At 66.8% G+C, this 23,821-nt stretch carries 23 protein-coding genes; 12 read left to right on the top strand and 11 right to left on the bottom strand.

Translation table 11 applies throughout. From position 1 onward, the window contains the following. Positions 1-74: 74 nt before the first annotated feature. From BAC01S_RS15425 to BAC01S_RS34640, 4 genes are all read right to left on the bottom strand, one after another. Complete coding sequence (locus BAC01S_RS15425; RefSeq protein ID WP_027795580.1) at positions 75-299, bottom strand: hypothetical protein; 225 nt, start codon at positions 297-299, stop codon at positions 75-77. A 140-nt stretch (positions 300-439) separates the two neighbouring features. Then, a complete protein-coding gene (locus BAC01S_RS31405) occupies positions 440-685 on the bottom strand; it encodes a hypothetical protein (protein WP_043202386.1) in 246 nt (81 codons plus the stop codon). 91 nt (positions 686-776) lie between these two features. Beyond that, the gene (locus tag BAC01S_RS15435; RefSeq protein ID WP_027795581.1) at positions 777-2,183 is read right to left on the bottom strand and encodes a sigma-54-dependent transcriptional regulator; all 1,407 of its coding nucleotides are present in this window, start codon (positions 2,181-2,183) and stop codon (positions 777-779) included. Positions 2,184-2,496: 313 nt separating this feature from the next. Beyond that, positions 2,497-2,967: a hypothetical protein gene (locus tag BAC01S_RS34640; protein ID WP_156954418.1), complete on the bottom strand. Its 471-nt coding sequence runs from the start codon at positions 2,965-2,967 to the stop codon at positions 2,497-2,499. A gap of 119 nt (positions 2,968-3,086) precedes the next feature. Between BAC01S_RS34640 and BAC01S_RS15445 the strand changes: the two genes are divergently transcribed. The 3 genes from BAC01S_RS15445 (at position 3,087) to BAC01S_RS15455 (ending at position 5,531) form a co-directional block, all read left to right on the top strand. Then, positions 3,087-4,205 carry a sigma-54 interaction domain-containing protein gene (locus tag BAC01S_RS15445; RefSeq protein ID WP_043202389.1) on the top strand — a complete coding sequence of 373 codons (1,119 nt, stop codon included), beginning with the start codon at positions 3,087-3,089 and terminating at the stop codon, positions 4,203-4,205. A gap of 172 nt (positions 4,206-4,377) precedes the next feature. Then, a complete protein-coding gene (locus tag BAC01S_RS15450; protein WP_043202392.1) occupies positions 4,378-4,965 on the top strand; it encodes a hypothetical protein in 588 nt (195 codons plus the stop codon). Then, a complete protein-coding gene (locus tag BAC01S_RS15455) occupies positions 4,962-5,531 on the top strand; it encodes a hypothetical protein (protein ID WP_027795585.1) in 570 nt (189 codons plus the stop codon). The genes BAC01S_RS15450 and BAC01S_RS15455 overlap by 4 nt, the downstream gene beginning before the upstream one ends. Positions 5,532-5,600: 69 nt before the next feature. Here the strand turns inward: BAC01S_RS15455 and BAC01S_RS15460 are convergent, their stop codons facing one another. Next, positions 5,601-6,947 carry an ABC transporter ATP-binding protein gene (locus BAC01S_RS15460; RefSeq protein WP_027795586.1) on the bottom strand — a complete coding sequence of 449 codons (1,347 nt, stop codon included), beginning with the start codon at positions 6,945-6,947 and terminating at the stop codon, positions 5,601-5,603. Between the two features lie 28 nt (positions 6,948-6,975). Then, positions 6,976-8,739 (bottom strand): ABC transporter permease, encoded by a 1,764-nt coding sequence (locus tag BAC01S_RS15465; protein ID WP_027795587.1) that lies wholly within the window; start codon positions 8,737-8,739, stop codon positions 6,976-6,978. Between the two features lie 593 nt (positions 8,740-9,332). On the opposite strand from BAC01S_RS15465, the gene BAC01S_RS15475 reads away from it, so the two are divergent. Together BAC01S_RS15475 and BAC01S_RS15480 are read left to right on the top strand one after the other, a co-directional pair. Continuing rightward, positions 9,333-11,012, top strand: coding sequence for a sensor domain-containing diguanylate cyclase (locus BAC01S_RS15475; RefSeq protein WP_027795588.1), 1,680 nt, complete (start codon positions 9,333-9,335; stop codon positions 11,010-11,012). A gap of 209 nt (positions 11,013-11,221) precedes the next feature. Beyond that, positions 11,222-11,488 carry a double-stranded DNA-specific endonuclease gene (locus BAC01S_RS15480; RefSeq protein WP_027795589.1) on the top strand — a complete coding sequence of 89 codons (267 nt, stop codon included), beginning with the start codon at positions 11,222-11,224 and terminating at the stop codon, positions 11,486-11,488. Positions 11,489-11,534: 46 nt separating this feature from the next. On the opposite strand, the gene BAC01S_RS15485 is transcribed toward BAC01S_RS15480, so the two are convergent. Further along, positions 11,535-12,857, bottom strand: coding sequence for an ATP-binding protein (locus BAC01S_RS15485; protein WP_027795590.1), 1,323 nt, complete (start codon positions 12,855-12,857; stop codon positions 11,535-11,537). Beyond that, a complete protein-coding gene (locus BAC01S_RS15490) occupies positions 12,841-13,572 on the bottom strand; it encodes a response regulator (protein WP_027795591.1) in 732 nt (243 codons plus the stop codon). Before BAC01S_RS15490 ends, BAC01S_RS15485 begins: the two co-directional genes overlap by 17 nt. Before the next feature lie 235 nt (positions 13,573-13,807). Between BAC01S_RS15490 and BAC01S_RS15495 the strand changes: the two genes are divergently transcribed. Beyond that, positions 13,808-14,350, top strand: coding sequence for a periplasmic heavy metal sensor (locus BAC01S_RS15495; protein ID WP_027795592.1), 543 nt, complete (start codon positions 13,808-13,810; stop codon positions 14,348-14,350). Positions 14,351-14,529: 179 nt separating this feature from the next. On the opposite strand, the gene BAC01S_RS15500 is transcribed toward BAC01S_RS15495, so the two are convergent. Next, on the bottom strand, positions 14,530-15,228 hold the full coding sequence (locus tag BAC01S_RS15500; RefSeq protein WP_027795593.1) for a pirin family protein: 699 nt from the start codon (positions 15,226-15,228) through the stop codon (positions 14,530-14,532). 453 nt (positions 15,229-15,681) lie between these two features. Between BAC01S_RS15500 and BAC01S_RS15505 the strand changes: the two genes are divergently transcribed. From BAC01S_RS15505 to BAC01S_RS15520, 4 genes are all read left to right on the top strand, one after another. After that, complete coding sequence (locus tag BAC01S_RS15505; protein WP_027795594.1) at positions 15,682-16,458, top strand: ABC transporter substrate-binding protein; 777 nt, start codon at positions 15,682-15,684, stop codon at positions 16,456-16,458. 108 nt (positions 16,459-16,566) lie between these two features. Further along, the gene (locus BAC01S_RS15510; RefSeq protein ID WP_027795595.1) at positions 16,567-17,256 is read left to right on the top strand and encodes an ABC transporter permease; all 690 of its coding nucleotides are present in this window, start codon (positions 16,567-16,569) and stop codon (positions 17,254-17,256) included. Positions 17,257-17,293: 37 nt separating this feature from the next. Further along, positions 17,294-18,007 carry an ABC transporter permease gene (locus tag BAC01S_RS15515; protein ID WP_027795596.1) on the top strand — a complete coding sequence of 238 codons (714 nt, stop codon included), beginning with the start codon at positions 17,294-17,296 and terminating at the stop codon, positions 18,005-18,007. A 19-nt stretch (positions 18,008-18,026) separates the two neighbouring features. Beyond that, positions 18,027-18,809: an ABC transporter ATP-binding protein gene (locus BAC01S_RS15520; protein ID WP_027795597.1), complete on the top strand. Its 783-nt coding sequence runs from the start codon at positions 18,027-18,029 to the stop codon at positions 18,807-18,809. Between the two features lie 729 nt (positions 18,810-19,538). Here BAC01S_RS15520 and BAC01S_RS15525 read toward each other — a convergent pair. Then, positions 19,539-19,877, bottom strand: a complete 339-nt coding sequence (locus BAC01S_RS15525; protein ID WP_027795598.1) for a P-II family nitrogen regulator — start codon at positions 19,875-19,877, stop codon at positions 19,539-19,541. 84 nt (positions 19,878-19,961) lie between these two features. After that, positions 19,962-22,034 (bottom strand): NAD(+) synthase, encoded by a 2,073-nt coding sequence (locus BAC01S_RS15530; RefSeq protein ID WP_027795599.1) that lies wholly within the window; start codon positions 22,032-22,034, stop codon positions 19,962-19,964. A 191-nt stretch (positions 22,035-22,225) separates the two neighbouring features. On the opposite strand from BAC01S_RS15530, the gene BAC01S_RS15535 reads away from it, so the two are divergent. Beyond that, the gene (locus tag BAC01S_RS15535) at positions 22,226-23,398 is read left to right on the top strand and encodes a GNAT family N-acetyltransferase (RefSeq protein ID WP_027795600.1); all 1,173 of its coding nucleotides are present in this window, start codon (positions 22,226-22,228) and stop codon (positions 23,396-23,398) included. Beyond that, complete coding sequence (locus tag BAC01S_RS15540; RefSeq protein ID WP_027795601.1) at positions 23,395-23,757, top strand: GIY-YIG nuclease family protein; 363 nt, start codon at positions 23,395-23,397, stop codon at positions 23,755-23,757. The genes BAC01S_RS15535 and BAC01S_RS15540 overlap by 4 nt, the downstream gene beginning before the upstream one ends. The last annotated feature ends 64 nt before the right edge of the window (positions 23,758-23,821 follow it).

The raw sequence follows: 23,821 nt of genomic DNA on the forward strand, positions 1-23,821 counted from the left end.
GCGCACTCCGCGCGATATTCGCGCCCGTTCAAACATTCGATAGCGTGCGATGGAGCCTGGCCGGAGCCGGGCGCTCAGGCGTCCTGTTCCGAGCCGAGATCGCGCTGGTACTCGAGACCCTCGGCCCGCGAGCCGCCCTGATTGTGCTCGCCGTCCGGCGGAATGCCCGGCGCGGGGCGGTTCTGGCCAGCCGGGTCGGGCACGGCCATCGGTGGCGGATTGCTGCCCTTCTGTTCTCCGTCACGCGGGCCACGCTTGCCCGGGTGACGTGCGGAGCGGCGCAATGCAGGGTGTCTCATCTCGAAGCCTCCAGCGGAAGGCCGCCACATGGAGGTGGCGCTCTTACAGTCTAGGGGTCGCCGCGTGAAAATGCCGGTAAAAATGGTGCAGCGCTTGTAAGTCGTACATAAACGTCCTGGGCGGGCCGTCGCGCAGCCATTCAGCCCGCGCGGGCGATCCAGCAGGCCCAGCGGGCCCAGCGCATCGAGGCCGCGCGGCCGGCCCGGGCCGGCGGTCGGGGACGGCGGCCGGCCGAGCGCGGGACTTCGCCGGGCTCCGGCGGCGGATCGCCGACGGGCGGCACGTCGGGACTGTCGGGTTCACCCGGCGGCGGATCGTCGGGTTGCGGCGTGTGAGCCATCGAAGGCTGGACGCGGAAGTGATCGGCGGCTCGGCAAAACGGCATGGCTGACTCCTCGGGGGCACTGTCCCAAGCGTTTGCAAGAGACATACCGCGCACAAAACCCGGCCGCCGGAGCCGGTCGCAAGGCCTCGCCTCAGACGCCCGCGCCGCCCGCCGCGCGCGCACGCGGCTCCGCTTCCACGCCGCCCTTGCCGGCCGGCTCGTTGCCGTATTCGACGAGGCGGTTATAGAGCGTCTTCAGGCTGATGCCCAGAATCTCGGCGGCGCGCGTCTTCACGCCGCCGCATTGCTCGAGCGTGGCGAGGATCAGCTGACGGTCGGCGTCGGCGAGCGACGTGCCGAACGGGATCGTCACCGCCGTGCCGGCCATCGGCTTCGACAGCGAGATCTGCAACGGCACGGCCGCCGTGAGTTCGCCGTCCGCGCCGGACATGATGTGCGCGCGCTGCACGTAGTTTTTCAGCTCGCGCACATTACCGGGCCACGGGTAGGTCGCAAGCGTCTCGCGCACCGCCGGCGGGAACTGCTTCTTCGTGCCGTGCCGCTCGTTGAGTTCGTCGAGAAAAGACTGGGCGAGCAGTTCCACGTCCTTGCCGCGCTCGCGCAGCGGCGGCAGGCTGATCGGGAACACGTTGAGCCGGTGATAGAGGTCGAGCCGCAGCTTGCCTTCGGCCACGGCCTCTTCGGGATCGCGGTTCGTCGCGGCGATGAGGCGCACGTCGGTCTCGATCTCCTTCGTCGTGCCCACGCGCATGAACATGCCCGTCTCCAGCACGCGCAGCAGCTTCACCTGCAGCTCGATCGGCATTTCGGTGATTTCGTCGAGGAACAGCGTGCCGCCGTTCGCGCGCTCGAAGTAGCCCTTGTGCTGGCGATCCGCACCCGTGAACGAGCCGCGCTCGTGGCCGAACATCTCCGATTCGATCAGGTTGGGCGAGATCGCGCCGCAGTTCACGGCGAGGAATTCGTGCTTGCGCCGCAGGCTCAGCTGATGAATGGTCTGCGCGGCGACTTCCTTGCCGGTGCCCGATTCGCCCACGAGCATCACCGAAGCGGGCGTGGGCGCGACACGGCCGATCTGGTCGTAGACGTCCTGCATGACCGCGGAATTGCCGAGCATGAGGCCGAAGCGCCCCATGCGGCGCAGCTCGCCGCGCAAGGTGCCGATCTCTGCCTTGAGGTCGCCCGCGCGCGGCAGGCGGTTCAGGATCGCCTTCACGCGCTGCAGGTTGATCGGCTTGACGAGGTAGTCGATCGCGCCCGCCTTGAGCGCGTCGACGGCGGTCTCGACGGTTGCGTGGCCCGTGATGACGACAAGCTCCACGCCCGAACGCGGGTCGAGATCCTGAAAGAGGTCCGTACCGCTGCCGTCGGGCAGCTTCAGGTCGGTGAAAACGACGTCGGGCATCTGCCGCACGAGCTGGATGCGGGCTTCGCGCAGGTCGCCGGCCTGAGCCGTGGTGAGTCCGTCCTCTCCCACGACGACGGCGAGCGCCTCGCGGGTTTCTGCATCGTCGTCGACAATCAATACATGTGGCATCGCGTCTCGTCAGTCGTGAAAGTTGAATGACCCCACTCGGCCGTCGCCCCCGCACCCGGCGCCGGGCAACGGCAACCGGCGCCTGACGGCGCCTACGGCGGTGCTGCACAGTGGAGTACGAAGCGGCGGAATACGCGCCGAAGAGGCTGCAGGCGCGGTTTAACCGCATTGACGCAACAATCTCGCCGTCATTCGGCGATCCCGGAACCGATTGTTGTAGATATGACCATTATAGACATATTCGAGATAGAGGCGCACGCAGGGCCTCAGCGCGCGCCTACCTCGAGTCTTTCTGGCCTGACGGGATGCCCCTTCAGGCGTTGCCGTGAGGAAACGGCCAGGGCGTACCCGCGGCGCCGTTCGCCGACGGCGCCGAAGCGGCGCCCAGGGTCGCTTCATTCGCCGACGCGCCGGCCTCGACCGCGCCGTCCACCGCCGACGCAAGCGAACCGCCTTCTCCTTCCCAGCGATTCAGTTCGCGGTGGTAAGTGAAACGCTGCGCCCGATGGCGCTGCGACCAGCGCCAGGCCAGCATCCCCGCCGTTGCACCGATCGCCCCGACGGCAATCAGCGCGCTGGCCAGATTCGTCCTGTTCCTCGACATCTTGCGTCCTCCCAGTTTCGTCGGTCCAATCTCTTTGCACGGGATGAGCCGGTAAAGTTCGCACTTCGCGCCAACGCAGCCGCCCTCCCTGATGTTCTCGATTCCCGCAGACGCCACGAGTTCCGCAGCAGGATTCATGCCGTCTGTCCGTCCCGCGCGGCGAGCGGCGGCGGCGGCCACCTGGCCGCTCCATTGCCGTGCAACATGCGACAGTGGTTAAATGTTTACGAGATAGAAACAAAGTGGCCGTCGGCGCGCGGCAGCGTAACGACCGAAACCCTTTGCAGGACGATTACCCTATGGCATCAACCGAACCGGGCTCGCCCGCCACGAGGCGTGACACCCCCGGCGACAAATCTGGCAACAGCGCCGGCAGCGGCGCCGGCAAAAACGCCGGCAACGAAACCGGAAGCGCCGGTGCGCGCGCCGCAGGCCTGCAATCCTATGGCCTGCTCTTCGGATCGTCGGAGGTGATGCTGGACCTCTATGCGCAGATCGAGCGCGTGGCCGTCACCGACGCCACGGCGCTGATCGTCGGCGAATCGGGCACCGGCAAGGAACTCGTCGCGCGCACGATACACGAGCGCGGCGCGCGGCACGACGGCCCGTTCATCGCGGTCAACTGCGGCGCGATCCCCGACGAACTGATCGAAGCCGAGCTCTTCGGCCACGAGAAGGGCAGCTTCACGGGCGCCGTGCAGGCACGCGACGGCCACTTCGAACACGCGCGCGGCGGCACGCTGTTCCTCGACGAAATCACCGAGATGTCGCTCCTGCATCAGGTGAAGCTCCTGCGCGCGCTCGAAACCGGTGAATATCTCCCGGTGGGCGGCAGTGCCGCCATCCGCGGCGACGTGCGCATCATCGCCGCGACCAACCGCGACCCTGTCGTCGCCGTGAAGGAAGGCTGCCTGCGCGAGGACCTGATGTACCGCCTCGCCGTATTTCCGCTGCGCACGCCGCCGCTGCGCGAACGCGAGCGCGACCGCGAACTGCTCGCGCAGCACTTTCTCGCGGAACTCAACGAACAGGAGCGCACGCAAAAGACCTTCAGCAAGCGCGCGCTCGACGCGGTGCGCAACTGGTCGTGGCCCGGCAACGTGCGCGAGCTGAAGAACGCGGTCTATCGCGCGTTCATCCTCGCGGAGAAAGTGGTGGAGATCACGCATCCGCAACTCGTGCCGCGCGTGAAAAAGCCCGTCACCCAGGGCGACGCGATGAGCGTGTGGATCGGCACGCCGCTCGCCGACGCGCAGAAACAGATCATCCTCGGCACGCTCAAGTACTGCGGCGGCGACAAACGGCTCGCCGCGCGCACGCTGGGCGTGAGCCTCAAGACGCTCTACAACCGGCTCGGCAGCTACGGCGCCGAAGACAGCGACGAAGGCGGCGAGACGAGCGAGCGCGAGCCCGGCTAAGCCGCGGCGCCAAGCAGATCCGCACTTGCATCGCAGCATATTTTGCAAACTTTTGCACTTTCCCTATCCCCTTCCCCGGTAGCGTCCTGCACAATTCGCGACAGCACAAAAGCGCGCCGCATGCCGTTTGCAGGCCGTCCTGCAGGCCGCTGGCGCAAGGCAGGGATAGAACATGCAAGAACGACGCGCCGCGCAACGGCTCACATCCTCGGTTGAATCCGCTCCCCCTTCCTTTTCGCCGCGACGCGCGGCCTCGCTCGCACTGCTTGCCGCGCTGAGCCTCGCCTGCGGGGCATGCAGCTCGCTCTATTCCGAAGGGGCGCAGACGGGCGCCGGTATCGGCGGCGCCGCGATCGCCTCGAAGGTCACGAACAACGCCGCGGTCGCGACGGGTATCGGCCTTGGTTTCGTGGCCGCCGCGAAGGCCGGCGTGCAGTACTCCGAACGGGTCGTCCACCGCAACACCCAGGACAGCATCGCGAAGGTTGCCGGGCCGCTCGACGTGGGCGGCGTCGCCCCGTGGTCCATCACGCACTCGTTCCCGATCGAGGACGACGAGCATGGCCGCGTGACCGTGAGCCGCGTGATCAGCAGCGGCGCGCTGGACTGCAAGGAAATCGTGTTCTCGGTCGATCACGACGCGACGAAGGACGCCGCCGCCACGAGCGCGTTCTACGTGGCCGCCGTCTGCCGCGACGGCGGCGCCTGGAAGTGGGCCTCCGCCGAGCCTGCCACCGACCGCTGGGGTGCGCTGCAATGACCGCGCGCACCGCCGCAGCCGCATCCGCGCCCGGCGCGCCGCTCGCGGGTCCGCTTCTACGCCCCGGTGCGCGTTTCCTCGCGCTCGCCGCCTTGTGCGCCGGCGCGGCACTGGCCGCGAGCGGCTGCGCCTCGATCGGCGCCGCCAGCGGCGCGGCCGCGGCCGCCGCAACGGGCATCGTCACGGCCAACCCGGCCGTCGGCGTCGGCGTGGGCATCGCGGTTCAGGCCGCCACGGACGAGGCCGTGAACCGCTTCATGAAGAACATGCACGCCGATCAGCAGGACATGATCGCCCAAACCGCCGGCCGGCTGCCCGTGGGCGGCATGGACATCTGGCGCGTCAAGCACCAGCTGCCGGTCGAGAACGGCCACGGGCAGGTGCGCGTGACGCGGGCGTTCTCGTCGGCGCTCGCGCTGTGCAAGGAATTCGTGTTCTCGGTGCAGGACGGCGAGGCCGCGGACGCCCCCGAGCAGTGGTACACCGCGAGCACCTGCCGCGACGCCGGCGGCTGGAAGTGGGCGTCGGCCGAGCCGGCGGTCGAGCGCTGGGGCACGCTGCAGTAAGCGTGTCAAAAGCTGCAGAAAAAACGGTCGCCTTGGGCGACCGTTTTTGCTGGCGGGCACTGCCGGCGTTCAGGACTCGACGTCCTCGAGGCTGAAGATCTCCGACTGGTCGTTGTACGAGAAGATCTCGCCGTAACGGCCCCAGTCGATCACCGTATCGAGCGTTTCTTCGGCGGCGCCGTCGGAGAGGAAATCCTCCAGCTCCTGCTCGAAGCGCACGCGCGGCGCGCGGTGTCCCGGACGCTCGTTGAGCACCTTCTTGATCCGCGCCGCGAGCGGCACGTGGCGCAGCAGGTGCTCCGCGAACATCATCTTGCGCTCCTGCGTGCCGAACTCGGCGAACACGCGCCCCGGCGGCGTGAGCAGCACGTCGCCCTCGCGCACGTCGGCAAAGCCGAGGTTCTGCAGCATTTCGGCGATCGGGAACAGGTCGTCCACTTCCAGATGCAGCGTGCGCGCGATTTCCGGCATGTCGGCGCGGCCGTGGTACGGCGCCATCGCCAGCGTTTCGATCAAACCCGCCATCAGGTTGGTGGACACGCGCGGCAGCCAGCTGCCGAGCTCCAGCCCCTTCTTCGTGGTCTCGCCGATCTGGCGCGCGGTCATCTTCGCGTAGATGTCGTCCACCAGCTTGCGGAACGCCGGGTCGAGACGGTTGCGCGGGTGCTTGAACGGCACCTCGATCTCGGCCACGACGCGCCCCGGGTTCGACGAAAGCACGAGAATGCGGTCGCACATGAACACCGCTTCCTCGATGTTGTGCGTGACGATCAGCACCGATTTGATCGGCAGGCGACCCTGGGTCCACAGGTCGAGCAGGTCGGTACGCAGCGTTTCGGCGGTCAGCACGTCGAGCGCGGAAAACGGCTCGTCCATCAGCATCAGCATCGGGTCGACCACGAGCGCGCGCGCGAAGCCCACGCGCTGGCGCATGCCGCCCGAGAGCTCGCGCGGGTAGGCATTCTCGAAGCCGTCCAGACCGATCAGGTCGATGGCGGCCAGTGCGCGCTCGCGGCGCTCCTGTGCGCCCACGCCTTGCGCTTCGAGGCCCGCTTCCACGTTCTGCAGCACCGTGAGCCACGGGAACAGCGCGAAGGTCTGGAACACCATCGCGACGCCTTCGGCCGGGCCGTCGAGCGGCTTGCCGCGCCAGGTGACCTCGCCGGAAGTCGGCGAGATCAGGCCGGCGATGATGCGCAGGAGCGTGGACTTGCCCGAGCCCGAACGGCCCAGCAGCCCGACAATTTCGCCTTCACGCAGCGAGAGATTCGCGTCGTCGAGCACGAGCAGCTCGCCCTGGGCCTTGCTGAAGCCCCGGCACACGTCCTGCACGCGCAGGATTTCCTCGCCGAGCCGCGGCGGAGCCGGCGTCTCGACATCGCTGTTTGCGGCACTCATAGTCTTGGGATTTTGCATCGCGTTTGCCTTCGTTTCTCAATCGGTCTCAGTCCAGCCGCAGCCTGGCTTCGGCGTGAGCGTACAGCGGGCGCCAGAGCAGGCGGTTGAACAGCGTCACGAACAGGGACATCACCGCGATGCCCAGAATGATCTTCGGAAAGTCGCCGGCGGCCGTGGTCTGCGCGATATAGGCGCCGAGGCCATGCGCCTGCACCTTCGTGTCGCCCCACTGCACGAATTCCGAAACGATGCTCGCGTTCCACGCGCCGCCCGACGCCGTGATCGCGCCCGTGATGTAGTACGGGAAGATGCCCGGCAGCATGACCTTGCGCCACCACTGCCAGCCGCGAATGCGAAAGTTCGTCGCGGCTTCGCGGTAGTCGTTCGGATAGGCGCTCGCGCCGGCAATCACGTTGAAGAGGATATACCACTGCGTACCGAGCACGATCAGCGGCGAGAGCCAGATGTCCGGGTTCAGGTGAAACTTCACGATGACGATCACGAACACCGGGAACAGCAGGTTCGCGGGGAACGCGGCCAGGAACTGCGCGAGCGGCTGGACCTTCTCGGCGAGCGCGGGGCGCAGGCCGATCAGCACGCCGATCGGCACCCAGATGACCGAAGCGATCACGATCAGCAGCAGGACGCGCACGAGCGTGATGAGCCCGAGCACGAGCACGTGGCCCACCTCGTCGAGCGTCACGCCGGTGCGCACATAGGCCACGACGCGCCACACCACGTACACCGTGAGCGCGAGCACGAGGATCGCCCACACCACGTCGCCGACGCGCGAACGCAGCGTGCCCTTGCCCGGCGCCGCCGGCATGGCGCGTTCGATCACGGGGAAAGACGGCAGCCTGAGCGGCACGCGCGCCGCCGTCGTGAAGAACCAGCCCACCGGCATGAGCATCTGCTGGATCAGGTGGGTACGGCGTCCGAGATCGAGCAGCCAGGATCCCGGCGCATCGCCCGAGCTCGTCGTTTCCATGCGGAACTTGTCGGCCCAGGAGACGAGCGGACGGAACAGCAACTGGTCGTAAGCGACGATCACGACCGTCATCGCGAGAATCACCCAGCCCACCGCGCCGAGATTCTTGTCCGAGATGGCCTGGGACAGATACGCGCCGATGCCCGGCAGCGTGATCGTGTTGTTGCCCACCGTGATCGCTTCCGAAGCCACCACGAAGAACCACCCGCCCGACATCGACATCATCATGTTCCAGATGAGGCCCGGCATCGAGAACGGCACTTCCAGTTTCCAGAAGCGCTGCCAGCCCGTGAGGTGGAAGCCCTTCGAGACTTCATCCAGATCGCGCGGCACCGTGCGCAGCGACTGGTAGAAGCTGAACGTCATGTTCCACGCCTGGCTCGTCCAGATGGCGAAGATCGCGGCCAGCTCGGCGCCCAGCACGCGGCCCGGGAACAGCGAGAGGAAGAACGTCACGGTAAACGAGATGTAGCCCAGCACCGGCACCGACTGCAGGATGTCGAGAATCGGCACGAGCACCTGGCCCGCGCGGCGGCTCTTGGCCGCGAGCGTGCCGTAGACGAGCGTGAAGACGAGCGAGGCCACCATGGCCGCGAGCATGCGCAGCGTGGTGCGCATCGCGTACTCGGGCAGCATGCGCGGATCGGTGGAGATCACCTGGGTCTTGAGCGTCGACATCGGCGCAAGCGTCTGATGGAAGCCGATGGCCGCCATCGCGATCAGGCAGATGATGAGCGGAAACGCGACGAAGTCCCAGCGATTGGGCAGCACGCGCCACGCCGAGGCGTTGGCCGTGCGGTTCAGGTTGAAGCCGAAGTCCATTCAGGCGTCTCCCTGGCAGAGCGTAATGCAATTCGCATCGACGCCGGGCGCATCGCCCGGCTGTGACAAATCGAGGAAGGCAAGGCGCATGGGCACAAATACTCGTTGGCGTTGATCAAGCGTGCGGCGTGGGCACCGCCGCACACACTGCGCGCAGCTGCCGGCGATCCCCGGCATCTGCGCCATGACAGCAATCTTTGCAGGCTTGCCCTGATTTGAAGGGAACGACACTACACAACCTTTGTGACAGATACAACCTCGCCTTCGTGAACAACAACGCATTGGCCGCCCCGCGCCGGAACTGGCTAGCCGCCCCGGCGCTTCGGTCCGCCCAATGGTCGCGAACGCGCCGCAGGCACACGAGGCGGACCCGCGCGAAGCCCCCGCCGCAGACAGGCCGCCGCAAAACCATGGCAAAAAGTGCAGCCGAAGTGCGGTCAGGCCCGCTCAACGGAGGATCGCAGGCGCGATTCGAGCGGTAAAATCGCGGCGTGACGGCGGATGCGAGGCGGGTACCGCCGCCCTGAAGCCGCCGCGCCCGCCGGCCGCGCCGCCTACCGCCGAACCACGCCCATCCACGACTCCCAAGGCCGATGAACCGGAGACTCTTGCGTCAGACAGCCGGCCCCCTCGGGGTCATGGCAGTGGCGATTCTCTGCTGGATCGTGGCGGGTCTGCTTGCCGACCGCATGGTCCGCCAGGAGCTCGATACGGCGCTCGCCATGCAACGGCAGGTGTCGCGCTCGGTCGTGGACAGCATGGCCGAGGTGATCGCGAGCGACCTTTCGATGACGCGCGCCATTCCGGCCACGATGGCGCAGACGCAAGTCGTCGAGAAGGCGCTGGCCGAGTCCGCGCGATACGCCGCGACGCCGCAGTCGACGGAACTGGTGCGGCGCACCGAACTGCAGAGCACGCCCGCGCTCCTCGCCGTGGACCGCTTTCTGCACGAAGCCCAGGGTTTCTCCGGTCTCGACGCCATCTGGCTCGTCAATGCCAACGGCATCTGCATCGCGTCGAGCAATGCGCTCGACAAGCTCTCCTATGTGGGCGTGGACATGCACGCCCGCGCCTACCTGAGCGAAACCCTGCTCGGCGCCTTCACGGAAACCTATGGTGTCGGCATGTCGAGCGGCGAGCCCGGCATCTTCGTCGCCGCGCCCGCCTACGACGACGGCCTGCTGGTCGGCGCCGTGGTGGCCAAGGTCAGCATCTCGCGGCTACGGCACTGGGTCACGCGGCCGGGCACGTTCGTTTCGGACAACAACGGCGTCGTCATCATGGCGCACGACAGCGCGCTGGAGGGCCTCGTGCTGCCGGGCTCGCACGTCGAGGAAATGAATGCCGTCGACCGGGTGAACACCTATCTGCGCGAGCGCTTCTCCGAAGTCGCGCTGCGTTCGGCCGAGCGGGACGTGCTGGGCGAGGCGCCCTGGATGCCGCGCGCCCAGGCCGCCGAGATGGTCGAGCTGCCCGGCCGGCCGGCGCCCGCCCTCTATGAATGGCGCGGCGGCCTCAATTCCGGGCTCTCGGCGCATCTCGTCGATCCGCTGAACGCCTGGCCCGAACTGCTTGCGAACCGCCGCCGCGACCAGATCCTGATCTTCCTGACGCTCGCGGGCACGTCGGCGCTCGCGGCCGTGATCTCCGTGTCGTGGGTGCGCGAGCGGCGGCTGCACCGCGCGAGCCGCGACCTCGCCGAACAGTTGCAGTCGGCCAATGCGATGCTTGCGGCGGAGGCGCGCGTGGACGCGCTCACGGGCGCGCTGTCGCGCCGCTATTTCCTCGATCTGCTGCGCCGCGAAATCGAGCGCGCCTACGCAAGCGGCACGACCCTGTGCATGGCGATCGCCGACCTCGACCACTTCAAGCAGATCAACGACAGCTTCGGCCACCCCGCCGGCGACCGGGCTCTCAAGCATTTCGTGGAAACCTGCCGGACCGGACTGCGCTCCGACGACGCCGTGGGACGCCTTGGCGGCGAAGAGTTCGGCATTCTGCTGCCCGCAACCTCGCTCTCGACCGGCCGCGAGGTGATCGAGCGGCTGCGCCAGAAGGTGAAGACGAGCGCCTGCCCGGAGTTGCCGGCCGAGTCGAACCTGAGCGTGAGCATCGGCATCACGGAACTGGCGGTGACCCAGGATCTGCCGGAGCGGCTGATGAGCCGCGCCGACCTCGCGCTCTACATGGCGAAAGCGGGCGGCCGCGACCGCTGCGAAGCCATGCCCGCCGACGGCGCCACGCCGCCGCGCGCCACTGCCGAGACCTGGTAGCCGGCACGTCGGCCCGCGCCTCGCTGCGGAGCCCGCCCAGGTGACGGGAAACCGACGGGAAACTGACGGGGAAACAACGCGGTATCATCGAATGAACGCCCGCGCCGCATCCGGCGGCGCGCCATGCGAGCCTGTTCGCCCTCACGGCAGGCTCTGGCTCAGGAAAGCGCACAGCACCGCGCCGTTCCGCTCAATCTGGAGGTAATCGCATGAAGGGAAATCTGGTCATCGTCTGCCGCGATCAGGATGCTCACGCGTTCGACCAGCTGATGGTCGAGTACGGCGCGTTCCAGACGCGCCTGTCCTCGACCGCGTGGTATCTGAAGCTCGACGCCGCGCCCGAGCTGATTCAGGAGGAAATACTCGCGCGTCTCGGCAGATACACGACGCACTACATCTTCGAGGCCGGCACTGTGACCTACAACACCGTCGACAGCGAAGCGGCGGCGGCACTCGACACGCTCTTCTCCGCGTAATCGTCAGCACCTGGCCACTCCGGGGCCACCCCAGGCCACAGCGCGCTCACCAGGCGTGCGCTGCCTCGGCGACGGTGCGCTGCACCACTTCCTCGGGAAAGGTCATCTGCACGGCAAGGCCGCCGCCTTCGCCGTTGCCGATCTGCAATTCTCCGCCCGCACGCCGCACGAGACGCTCGACGATCGCGAGGCCAAGGCCGCTATGGCCGTTGCCGCCCCGCGCCGGGTCGAGCCGCACGAACGGCCGGCTCGCGCGCGTGAGATCCGGGGCCGCGATGCCGCTGCCATGATCGCGCACCGTCAGCGTGTAACCGTCCGGCCCGAGCGCGGTTTCGATTACGACCGGCGGCGCGCCATAGGCATGCGCGTTATCGAGCAGATTCGACACCACCCGGTCGAGCGTGGCGGCAGGCAGGCGGAAGTCGCTGCCGGCGGCGAGCCGCATCTGGATGGACGCGCTCTCGCCCGTGCCCGCCGTGCGGTAATTGCGCACGATGCGCTCGCACTGCTCGTCAACCTCCACGGGCTCGCTGCGGTCCGCGCCGTCGTGCGCGAACACGAGGAACTGGTCGACGATATGCGCCATCGACTCCACGTCGCGCACCACGCCGTCGCGCGTCTTGGCCTCGTCCATCATCTCGGCGCGCAGGCGCAGGCGCGCAAGCGGCGTCTTCAGATCGTGGGCGACGCCGGCCAGCATCACGGCGCGGTCGTGCTCGGTGCGCTCCACTTCCTTCACCATCTGGTTGAAGCCGTGCGTGAGCAGACGCAGCTCGCGCGGACCCCGCTCGCGCAGCGGCGGGACCGGCTCGCCGCGCCCGAAGCGCGCCACGGCCTGCGCCAGCAGACGCAGCGGTTTTTGCAGCGTCCAGGCGGCCACCAGCGCCGCGATCACGGCCGCCGAGAAAATAATGACCAGCCACGGGATCATGCGGTCGATCGCGGGCCGCATGATCCGCAGCGGCTGCACCGGCACGACGATCCAGCGCGCATCCTGCGGGCCGCGCACCCAGAGCGTGGGCGGATGGCCGGGCGGGCCGACGCGCACGTCGGTGCCCGGCGGCATGCGCTCGCGCACTTCGTCGAGGAAACGGCGCAGCGGTTCGGGAATGCCGGCGTTGTCCGGCGGCACCGCGCTGCTCGCCGGATCGACCAGCTGCACGCGCGAAGGCAGCGGCTGGTCGGGCTCGCGCGCGACGTGCTGGCGCACGGCATCGACGAGAAAGGCCGCCTCCTCCACCGCATAACGCGTCTGCATCTGGTTGCGGTCGAGGCGCATCAGCGCGAACCACGCCACATGGGAGAGCAGGAGAACGCCGACGAAGAGCAGCGCGAGCCGCCCGAACAGCGAATCAACCGGGCGTCGCATGGCTCGCCTGCTCGCCGTCCGGCACGAACACGTAACCGCGGCCGCGCACCGTCTGGATGAAACGCGGCGTGGAGGGATCGGTTTCGAGAATGCGCCGCAGACGCCACACCTGAACGTCGATGCCGCGGTCGGTGCCGTCGTACTCGGGACCGTGCAGCAGCTCGAGCAGGCGCTCGCGCGTGAGCGTGCGCATGGGGTGATTGACGAAGATCTTCAGGAGCGCGAATTCGCTGCCCGACAGCATGATGGGCTTGCCTTCCTGCTGCAGCGTGCGCGACTGGAAATCGAGCGTGAAGCGGCCGAACGTGAACGGTTCGCGCTGCTCCGGCGCCGCCGCCGACGGCACCGTGCGGCGCCGGCGCAGCACGGCCTGCACGCGCGCGAGCAGCTCGCGCGGATTGAACGGCTTGCCGAGATAGTCGTCGGCGCCGAGTTCGAGGCCGACGATGCGGTCCACGTCGTCCGCGCGCGCCGTGAGCATGATGACCGGAATGTCGTCGCCGGACGCGCGCAGCTTGCGCAGCGCCGTCAGCCCGTCGACGCCCGGCATCATGAGGTCGAGCACGATCAGGTCGGGGCGCTCGCGCTCGAGGCGCCGCTCCAGCGAGCCGGCGTCGTGCAGCACCGACACTTCCATTCCCTGGCGCGCCAGATAGTCGCGCAGCAGGTCGCGTAATTCGAGGTCGTCGTCGACGACAAGGATTTGAGTAGCCATGGGACGAAGTTTAACGCGCGCGCAGAAGCCCTTTTCTTACGATAAGGCACTTTGGGTTACGGGGTGTTACGACGAAAGGCGCGAGTAATGTCGCGTAATGACACGGACCCGCCAAGTAACACGCGAGGCAGAGGCGCCCGATACGCTAGGGTCACCGGATGCGGCAATAGCACTTTGCAGGGAGCGCCGCGCCTCACCGGATAAAACCCTTCACGGATTTGTCAGGAGCATCACCATGTACAAGAAGACCTCGCGCTTTCTCGCGATCGCCGCCGCCTCGCTCGCTCTCACCGCGGGCGTCGCCCAGGCCCAGACGCCGCCCCCGGGCGGCCCCGATGGCGCCGGCGGCCCCGGCATGCATCACATGCACGACGGCGGCTTCATGATGGGCCTCAAGAAGCTGCACGACAAGCTGAACCTGAACGCCGATCAGGAAAAGCAGTGGCAAGCCGCGCTCGACACGATGAAGCAGAACCACGAGCAGATGCGCAAGATTCACGAGCAGCTCAAGCAGCAGTTCGAGTCGATGAAGAATCAGCCGATCCTCGACATGAACGCGCTGCACGCCGCGCATCAGCAGGCCGAGCAGCAAAGCGCGCAGCTGCGCGAACAGGGCGCCCAGGCCTGGCTCGCGTTCTATAACGGCCTGAACGACCAGCAGAAGACCACCGTCAGCACGGCGCTCAAGGAGCATTTCGCAAAGATGGAGCAGTTCCGCGAGAAGATGCGCCAGCACTGGCAGCACCACGGCGCAGCATCGGCGCCGGCCGGGCAGTAAGCGCCTTTCCCTGAGCGGCGGTTATGCCGCCGGGGCCGATTTGGGGTCGGAAACCGACCCTGAACCGGGCCCGGGCAACCACCGGCCAGGGCATCAAAAAAACGAAGCGCCGCGGGGCAACCCGCGGCGCTTTTTTGCCTGCTATGCCCGTGCGGCCGATACGAGCGGCGGCCCCGCTATCAGGCCACGTCGAACAGCAGCACCTCGGCCTTCTCGCCGTTCGCGAGCGTCACGGCCTCCTCGACCTCGATCATGGCCGCGTCACCCGCGCCGAGGCGTTCGCCGTTCACGTCCAGCGCGCCGCGCGCGACGTGCACGTACACGCGCCTTCCGGCAGGCACGGGGTACTGCGCGCGCTCGGCGCCATCGATCAGCCCCGCGTAGATCGAAGCGTCGGCCTGCACCGTCACCGAGCCGTCGCGCCCGTCGGGCGACGCCATCACACGCAGGCGGCCGCGCTTGTCGTCATCGGAAAAGCGCTTTTCCTCGTAGCCCGGCGCGCCGCCGCGCTCGCGGGGCAGCAGCCAGATCTGCAGCAAATGGACCTCGTCCTCGCGCGAGCCGTTGAACTCGCTGTGCATCACGCCGGTGCCCGCGCTCATGCGCTGCACGTCGCCCGGGCGGATCGTCGAGCCGTTGCCCATGCTGTCGCGGTGCGCGAGCGCGCCTTCGAGCACGTAGGTGACGATCTCCATGTCGCGGTGGCCGTGCGCGCCGAATCCCTGGCCGCCCGCGATGCGGTCGTCATTGAGCACCCTGAGCGCGCCGTAGTGGACGTGCTCCTCGTCGTGGTAGTCGGCAAACGAAAAGCTGTGGAACGAGTCGAGCCAGCCGTGGTTGGCGTGGCCGCGTTCGTCGGCATGGCGGATGGTCAGCATGAGAATCTCCGTGTGGCGTTTCGATACCCGAATGTAAGGGTCGCCTGCACGCACGACAATCCGCGCCCGCGCACCGGATCGTTTCGCCAGCAACGTCAATGGGGCGCCGCGCTGGCATCCCGCCACGACGGGGCGGAACCAGCCGCGGCCCGGCCCGCCTGGTTCGGTCTGGCTGGGTTTGGCTGGCGCCCCCTGCGGCTTCGGGTAAAATACCGCGCTTTTCGGCCAGTGCGTTGTCCGCACAGCGGCCCGTGCCGCGCGAGCAGCCCGATCGGCTAGTCCCGAGCGTCCGGCGCCACCCGCCCGCCCCCGCATTTTTGGCCGCCTGAAATGGCGGCAACCGGCCACGAGCCGGCCGGCCGCGCGCCGGCAGCGCCTTGCAGGTCCGCCCCGAGGTACAACCCCGAGAGGTCCGCCACAAGGCATGCCCGCGCCGTCCGTATCAGGAGAGAGATGAAGAAGTTCGCAGTGTGCGTCGCACTCGCCCTCGTGGCGGGCAGCGCCGCCGCCAGGGATTGGAAGACCGTGCGCATCGGCGTGGACGCCAGTTACCCGCCATTCGAGTCGAAGGCGCCCAACGGCCGGATCGTCGGCTTCGACGTGGATCTGACCCGCGCGCTGTGCGCGCGCATGAACGTCAAGTGCGTCTGGGTCGAGAACGATCTCGACGGCATCATCCCCGCGCTGAAAGCCCGCAAGTTCGACGCGATCGTGTCGTCGCTGAGCGTCACCGACCAGCGCCGCCAGCAGATCGACTTTTCCGACAAGATGTTCGACGCCCCCGCGCGCATGCTCGCGAAGGCCGGCGCGCCGCTCCTGCCCACGCCGGAATCGCTCAAGGGCAAGACCGTCGGTGTCGAGCAGGGCTCGACCCAGGAAGCCTATGCGAAAGCCCACTGGGCCGGCAAAGGCGTGAACGTGGTCTCGTACCAGAACCAGGACGAGGTCTACCAGGACCTGATGTCGGGCCGACTCGACGCGACGCTGCAAGACGAGGTAGAGGCGGACTTCGGGTTCCTGAAGACCCCGCGCGGCAAGGGCTACGCCTGGGCGGGCCCGGCGGTGGAAGACCCGAAAACGATCGGCGACGGCACCGCGATCGGCCTGCGCAAGGAAGACACCGACCTGAAGGCGAAATTCAATGCCGCGCTGGCGTCGATCCACCAGGACGGCACATACGACCGGATTGCGAAGCAGTACTTCGATTTCGATATCTACAAAGGCAAGTAAGCACCGAACGCCGTAGAACGGCAGTGCCCGGGACCGGACCCGATGGACCGCTTCCGGGCTTCGTATACAGTGACAGCCTTCGTGACGAGCCTCGTCAAGGACCCCTCTATGTTGCTTCAAGGCTACGGCCCGCTGATCCTCGCCGGCACCTGGCAGACCGTCAAACTCTCGGTGCTGTCGCTCGTGCTGTCGTTCCTGCTCGGGCTCATTGGCGCGGCGGCGAAACTCTCGAAGAACCGCATTGCCAGCGGCGCGGGCACCGTCTACACCACACTGATCCGCGGCGTGCCCGACCTCGTGCTGATGCTGCTGCTTTTCTACAGCCTGCAGATCTGGCTGAACGACCTCACCGACCTGCTCGGCTGGGATCAGATCGACATCGACCCGTTCATTGCGGGCGTGATCGTGCTGGGCTTCATCTACGGCGCGTACTTCACGGAGACCTTCCGCGGCGCCTTCCTCGCCGTGCCGCGCGGCCAGCTTGAAGCGGGCCACGCCTACGGCATGACGAACTGGCAGGTGTTTCGCCGCATCATGTTCCCGCAGATGATGCGTTTCGCGCTGCCGGGCATCGGCAATAACTGGCAGGTGCTGGTGAAGTCGACGGCGCTCGTTTCGATCATCGGTCTTGCCGACGTCGTCAAGGCGAGCCAGGACGCCGGCAAGGGCACGCTGCGCTTTTTCTTCTTCGCGCTGCTTGCGGGCGCGATCTATCTCGTCATCACGACCGTCTCGAACTTCGTGCTGATGTACCTGGACCGCCGCTATTCCACGGGCGTGCGCAAGGCGGACCTCTGAGCGGATCCGGAACAACAAGGCCAAGAACATGCAAGACCTGATCCAGCTGATCCAGCAGTACTGGCGCAACTACCTCTACACCGACGGCTATCACTTCACGGGCGTCGCCATCACGCTGTGGCTGCTCGTGGTGTCGATCGGCCTCGGCTTCTGCCTCTCGGTGCCGCTGGCCGTCGCGCGCGTTTCGAAGAAGAAGTGGCTCTCGGGGCTCGTGTGGCTCTACACGTACATCTTCCGCGGCACGCCGCTCTACGTGCAGCTGCTGCTCTGCTACACGGGCCTCTACAGCCTCGAGATCGTCCGCAACCACGAGCTCACCGCCGCGTTTTTCCGCAGCGGCATGAACTGCACGCTGCTCGCGTTCACGCTCAACACCTGCGCGTACACCACCGAGATCTTCGCCGGCGCGATCAAGGCCACGCCCTACGGCGAAATCGAAGCGGCGCGCGCCTACGGCATGTCGCAGTTCACGCTGTACCGGCGCGTGATCCTGCCTTCGGCCCTGCGCCGCGCGCTGCCTTATTACAGCAACGAAGTCATCCTGATGCTGCACGCGACCACCGTGGCGTTCACGGCCACGGTGCCGGACATCCTGAAGATCGCGCGCGACGTCAATTCGGCGACCTATCAAACGTTTACCGCGTTCGGCATCGCCGCGCTCTTGTACCTGACCATTTCGTTCACGCTCGTGTGGCTGTTCCGCCAGGCCGAGCGCCGCTGGCTCGCGTACCTGCGACCGCTTGGCAAGTGAGCCCGCACCGAGGATTTTGATGAATTCCCAGAAGCAAAAGCTGTTCGTCGATGGCCTGCACAAGCAGTACGGCGACCATGAAGTGCTCAAAGGCGTTTCGCTGCAGGCCAACGCCGGCGACGTGATCAGCGTGATCGGCTCGTCCGGCTCCGGCAAGAGCACGATGCTGCGCTGCATTAATTTTCTCGAGCAGCCCAACGCGGGCCGCATCATCGTGGACGGCGAAGAAGTCCTCACACGCCAGAACGGGCGGACGGGCGCGCTGCAGGCGGCCGACCCGAAGCAGTTGCAGCGCGTGCGCACGAAGCTCGCGATGGTGTTCCAGCACTTCAATCTGTGGGCCCACATGACGGTGCTGGAGAACGTCGTGGAAGCGCCCGTGCACGTGCTGGGCGTTCCGCGCCGCCAGGCCGAGGAGCGCGCGCGGGAATACCTCGAAAAGGTGGGTCTCGCGCCGCGCGTGGAAAAGCAGTATCCGTCGCATCTTTCGGGCGGCCAGCAGCAGCGCGTGGCGATTGCGCGCGCGCTCGCCATGCAACCGGACGTCATGCTGTTCGACGAACCTACCTCGGCGCTCGATCCCGAACTCGTGGGCGAAGTGCTGAAGGTGATGCAGAAGCTCGCCGAGGAAGGCCGCACGATGATCGTCGTCACGCACGAGATGGGTTTCGCGCGCAACGTCTCGAATCACGTGATGTTCCTGCACCAGGGGCGTGTCGAGGAAGAGGGCCATCCGTCCGAAGTGTTCGGCAATCCGAAGAGCGAACGCCTGCGGCAGTTCATTTCGGGCAGCCTCAAGTAGGCCGGCCCGATGTAGTCAAAGTAGTACTTCAAGGCGCTTTCAGCGCCTTTTCTTTTTTCCTTCCGCCAGGCTTGGCATCCCACATTTTCGACGTCTCACGAGCCGTTTCGCATTACTACCGGTGGCCCGATGCGTCAATTGTGGCAATCCTGAGCGCCGCTTCGCAAGCGCCGAGAATCCCTTGTCTGACAAGGCACTACGCTTCGTTCCTCCAGCGTTTCGAGCATCGCGCGCGATCACGCCGATAATTTCGGTCGCCACGCCTGCGCTTTTTTGCTAAATTAGTAACCAAAGTAGCAAAACAACACGGCTAAAAAGTAGTTTCACTTCAAAGAAGAACCGGGAACATCAGTCAGGAGACCAGCAAGACGTGTCGTTCAGGCGCAGGGCAACCGCCCGGCAAACGCCTGATCCCCAATCGAGCCCCCTTCCGCGACTGCGACTTTCGTCCGCTGCAATTTACATGCAGATATGCGCGCGGACACTTTTCGCAGTGCTTAGGTAGAGCCCTTGGGGATAGATAACGGAAGGAATGGATGACGGCACGCGTTCCGATCGAACGGGTGCGCAAAGAACAGCAACATCAACGTTTTCACGCTGCTGCGAGAGGCGCGTATTGGTGCGGTATCCGAAAGGATCCGCACCATTTTTTTTGTGCCGGCGTATTTACGCCGGCGTGCGGCACATAACGACGCACGGGCCGCGCCGGCGGCCCGTGCGAGTCGAAGCTCAAACTGCCGCTTCGTTCTCCTCGCCCGTGCGAATGCGGATCACGCGCTCGACGTCGGTGACGAAAATCTTGCCGTCGCCGATCTTGCCCGTGCGCGCCGCGCCGATGATCGCGTCGATCACCTGGTCGGCCTGGTCGTTCGCGACCACCACTTCGATCTTCACCTTCGGCAGGAAATCGACCACGTATTCGGCACCGCGATACAGCTCGGTGTGGCCCTTCTGGCGGCCGAAGCCCTTGACCTCGGTGACGGTCAGGCCCGTCAGGCCGACTTCGGCCAGCGCCTCGCGCACTTCGTCGAGCTTGAACGGTTTGATGACGGCAGTAATGCGTTTCATGGCGGACCTCGTCTCGGATCGGGTTGTCGTATCGGTAGAAAAATCGTCGGTGTTGCTGGGAATTCTACGCTGCGCGCGCGGCACTCACGGCGCCGGCGCCGTGTCGGGCACGCGTTCGAGATCCGCCAGCCAGACCACGGACTCGGAATCGCTCGGCGCGCGCCAGTCGCCGCGCGGCGAGAGCGAACCGCCCGAGCCCACCTTCGGCGCGTTCGGGATGCAGGTGCGCTTGAACTGGCTCTGGCGGAAGAAGCGGTCGAGAAAAATACGCAGATTGCGCTTGATGGCCGCGAGATCGTACTGATTGCGCGCGACCTTCGCGTTCTCGGGCCACGCGCCCTGCTCCCGGTCGCCCCACGCGTGCTGCGCGAGGAACGCGACCTTCGCCGGCGTAAAACCGAAGCGCAGCGTGTAGTAAAGGTTGAAGTCCTGCAGCTCGTACGGCCCGATCACGCTCTCGGTCTTCTGCTCGGGCGCGCCGTTCGCCTTGCCGGGAATCAGCTCGGGGCTGATGTCGGTGTCGAGGATCGCTTCGAGCACGTCCGAGCCGCTTTCGCCTATCTGCCCCGTCTCCGCAACCCAGCGCACGAGGTGCGTGATCAGCGTCTTGGGCACGCTCGCATTCACGTTGTAGTGCGACATGTGATCGCCCACGCCATACGTGCACCAGCCGAGCGCCAGTTCGGACAGATCGCCCGTGCCGATCACGATGGCGTGATTGAAGTTCGCGAGCCGGAACAGATGATTCGTGCGCTCGCCGGCCTGCACATTCTCGAAGGTGATGTCGTAGCTTTCCTTGCCTGCGGAGTACGGATGGCCGAGGTCTTCGAGCATCTGCATGCAGCTCTTGCGGATGTCGATCTCCGCGGCGGTGCTGCCCACCAGCTCCATCAGCTGGCGTGCCTGGCGCAGCGTGCGCTCGCTCGTCGCGAAGCCCGGCATCGTGTACGCGAGGATATTCGCGCGCGGCAGGCCTAGCCGGTCCATGGCCTTGGCGCAGACGAGCAGCGCATGCGTGGAGTCCAGCCCGCCCGACACGCCGATCACCACCTTCTTGATGCCGCTCTGCGAAAGCCGCTGCACGAGCGCCTGCACCTGGATGTTGTAGACCTCGTTGCAGCGTTCGTCGCGGCGCTTCGGGTCGGCCGGCACATACGGGAAACGTTCCACACGGCGCACGAGCGGCAGCGCCGGCGCCTGCCAGGCGCCTTGTTGCGGCACCTCGCAGCGGATCACGCGAAACTTTCCGATCTCGTCGTGATGGCGGCGAATCGAGTCGCCGAACGTGGTCTGGCGGATACGCTCCTGCGCGAGCCGTTCGAGATCGACATCGGCAACGATGAGGTGAGAATCGTCGAGAAAACGTTCCGACTGGGCGAGCAGCTCGCCGTTCTCGTAGACGAGCGCCTGGCCGTCCCAGGCCATGTCGGTCGTCGACTCGCCCTTGCCCGCCGACGTGTACAGATACGCGGCGAGGCAGCGGGCCGACTGCTGCGAAACAAGCTGATGCCGGTAGCCCGCCTTGCCCACCACCACGTTCGACGCCGAAAGATTCACGAGCACCGAAGCGCCCGCGAGCGCCGCGAACGACGACGGCGGAATCGGCACCCACACGTCCTCGCAGATCTCGACATGAAAGCGCAGGCCCGGCACGGCCGGCACGTCGAACAGCAGCGACGCGCCGAACGGCACGTCCTCGCCGGCGAGCCGCACCGTATCGGTGCGCGCGCAATCGGCGGCGCTGAACTGGCGCGGCTCGTAGAATTCGCCGTAGTTCGGCAGATAACTCTTCGGCACGACGCCCGCAACGCGCCCGCCGGCCACCACCACGGCGCAGTTGAAGAGCGTCTGGCCCGCGCGCACCGGCATGCCGACGATCATCGCGAGCGGCAGCGCGGCCGAGGCCTCGACGAGCGTTTCGAGCGCGCGCTCGCACGCGTCGAGCAGCGCCTTCTGGTGAAAGAGGTCGTCGCAGGTGTAGGCGGAAATGCCCAGCTCGGGAAACGCCACGAGCGCGGCACCCTTTTCGGCGGCCTCGCGCGCGAGCGCGAGCGTTTCGCCCGCGTTGAACGCCGGATCGGCCACGCGGCAGCGCGGCACGCCCACGGCCACGCGCGCGAAACCGTGCGTGTAGAGATTGAAGAAGCGCTCTTTCATTTCGATAACCCTGGAGGCACGCGCGGGCGGCCTGTGTCGATTGCGGACCTGAGCGCCGGCTCGAACACCCACGCAAACGCGGCGCGACGGCCCTCACCCGTTCGGGGCGTTTGCTTTACCATGACCGTTTGCCGCAGCGGCGCCGCATGAAGTCCCGGCGCTGCGCAAGCCTTATCGGACAGGCACGCACGTTGAACAAGGAACATTTCGATTATCGCACGGGCATCCTCGGCTCACCGGCCGAGGTGGATGCGGGCGAATGGAACGCGCTGCTCGCGCGCCAGGCGCAGCCTACGCCCTTTTTGCGCCACGAATTCCTCTCGGCCCTGCACGCCGCGCGCTGCGCGACGCCCGAGGCCGGCTGGGCGCCGCAGTTCGTGACGCTGACCGACGAGCGCACGGGCCGCCTCGCCGCGGCCGCGCCCGTCTATCTGAAGGGCCACTCGTACGGCGAATACGTGTTCGACTGGGCCTGGGCCGACGCGTACAAGCGCAACGGGGTCGAGTACTACCCGAAGCTGCTCTGCGCGGTGCCGTTCACGCCGGTGCAGGGCACGCGCCTGATCGCCGCCGACGAAACCGCGCGGCGCCACCTCGCCGCCACGCTGCTGGCCTTTGCCGAGCAGGCGGACGTCTCCTCGCTGCACGTGCTCTTCCCCACGACCGAGGACGCGAGCGCGCTGACCGATCTAGGCATGATGGAGCGCGAAGGCGTGCAGTTTCACTGGCTCAACCCGGGCTATCGCGACTTCGACGAATTCCTCGCCACGCTCGAGCAGAAGAAGCGCAAGAACATCCGCGCGGAGCGGCGCAAGGTGCGCGACGCCGGCGTGACGCTGAGGCGCGTGCGCGGCGAGGACATTCGCGACGAGGACTGGCGCTTCTTCAGCCGCTGCTACCGGCAGACCTACCGCGAGCATTTCTCGACGCCCTATCTGAACCTCGACTTCTTCCGCATGATCGGCGAGTCGATGCCGGAGAACCTCCTGCTCGTGATCGCCGAGTACGAGGGCAAGCCGATCGCGAGTTCGCTGGTGGTCTATCAGCGGGACACGAACGGCGACGGCGGCACCCTGTACGGCCGCTACTGGGGCGCGCTCGAACATGTGCCCTGCCTGCACTTCGAGACGGCCTATTATCAACCGCTGGAGTTCTGCATCGAGGAAGGGCTGGCTGTGTTCGAGGGCGGCGCGCAGGGCGAGCACAAGATGGCGCGCGGATTCATGCCCACCGTCACGCGCTCGGCGCACTGGCTCGCGCATCCTGCCTTTGCCGATGCAGTCGCGCGCTTTCTGGCGAGCGAGACGAACCACATTCATGCTTATGTGCACGAGTTGAACGAGCACAATCCGTTTCGCTCATGACACGCTCTCCCGCGAAGACACGCGCCGCGCCGTGGTTCCTCTATCTGCTCGAATGCGCCGATGGCAGCGTCTACACCGGTATCGCCACCGATGTTGCCGCGCGGTTCGCGCAGCACGCGAGCGGCACGGGCGCGCGCTACACGCGCTCGCGCAAGCCGGTGCGCGTGCTGGCTTCGTTCGAGCTGGCCGGCCGCGCCGAGGCATCGAGCGCCGAATACTGGGTGAAGCGGCTCACGCCGCGCGAGAAGCGCGCGCTTGCGGCGGGTGAGCGCACGCTCGAATCGGTGTTGCCGGTGGTGGAGCTTGCCGATACGAAAGCCGAAGCAGACGAAGCATTCACCCCGGCCAGCACGCCATGAAAAAAGCCGCACGGCCCATATAGCCCGTGCGGCGTCGACTGCAGCCCCGTTCCCGCACGCCGGC

Source organism: Paraburkholderia acidipaludis NBRC 101816 (assembly GCF_000684975.1).
Classification (GTDB): domain Bacteria; phylum Pseudomonadota; class Gammaproteobacteria; order Burkholderiales; family Burkholderiaceae; genus Paraburkholderia; species Paraburkholderia acidipaludis.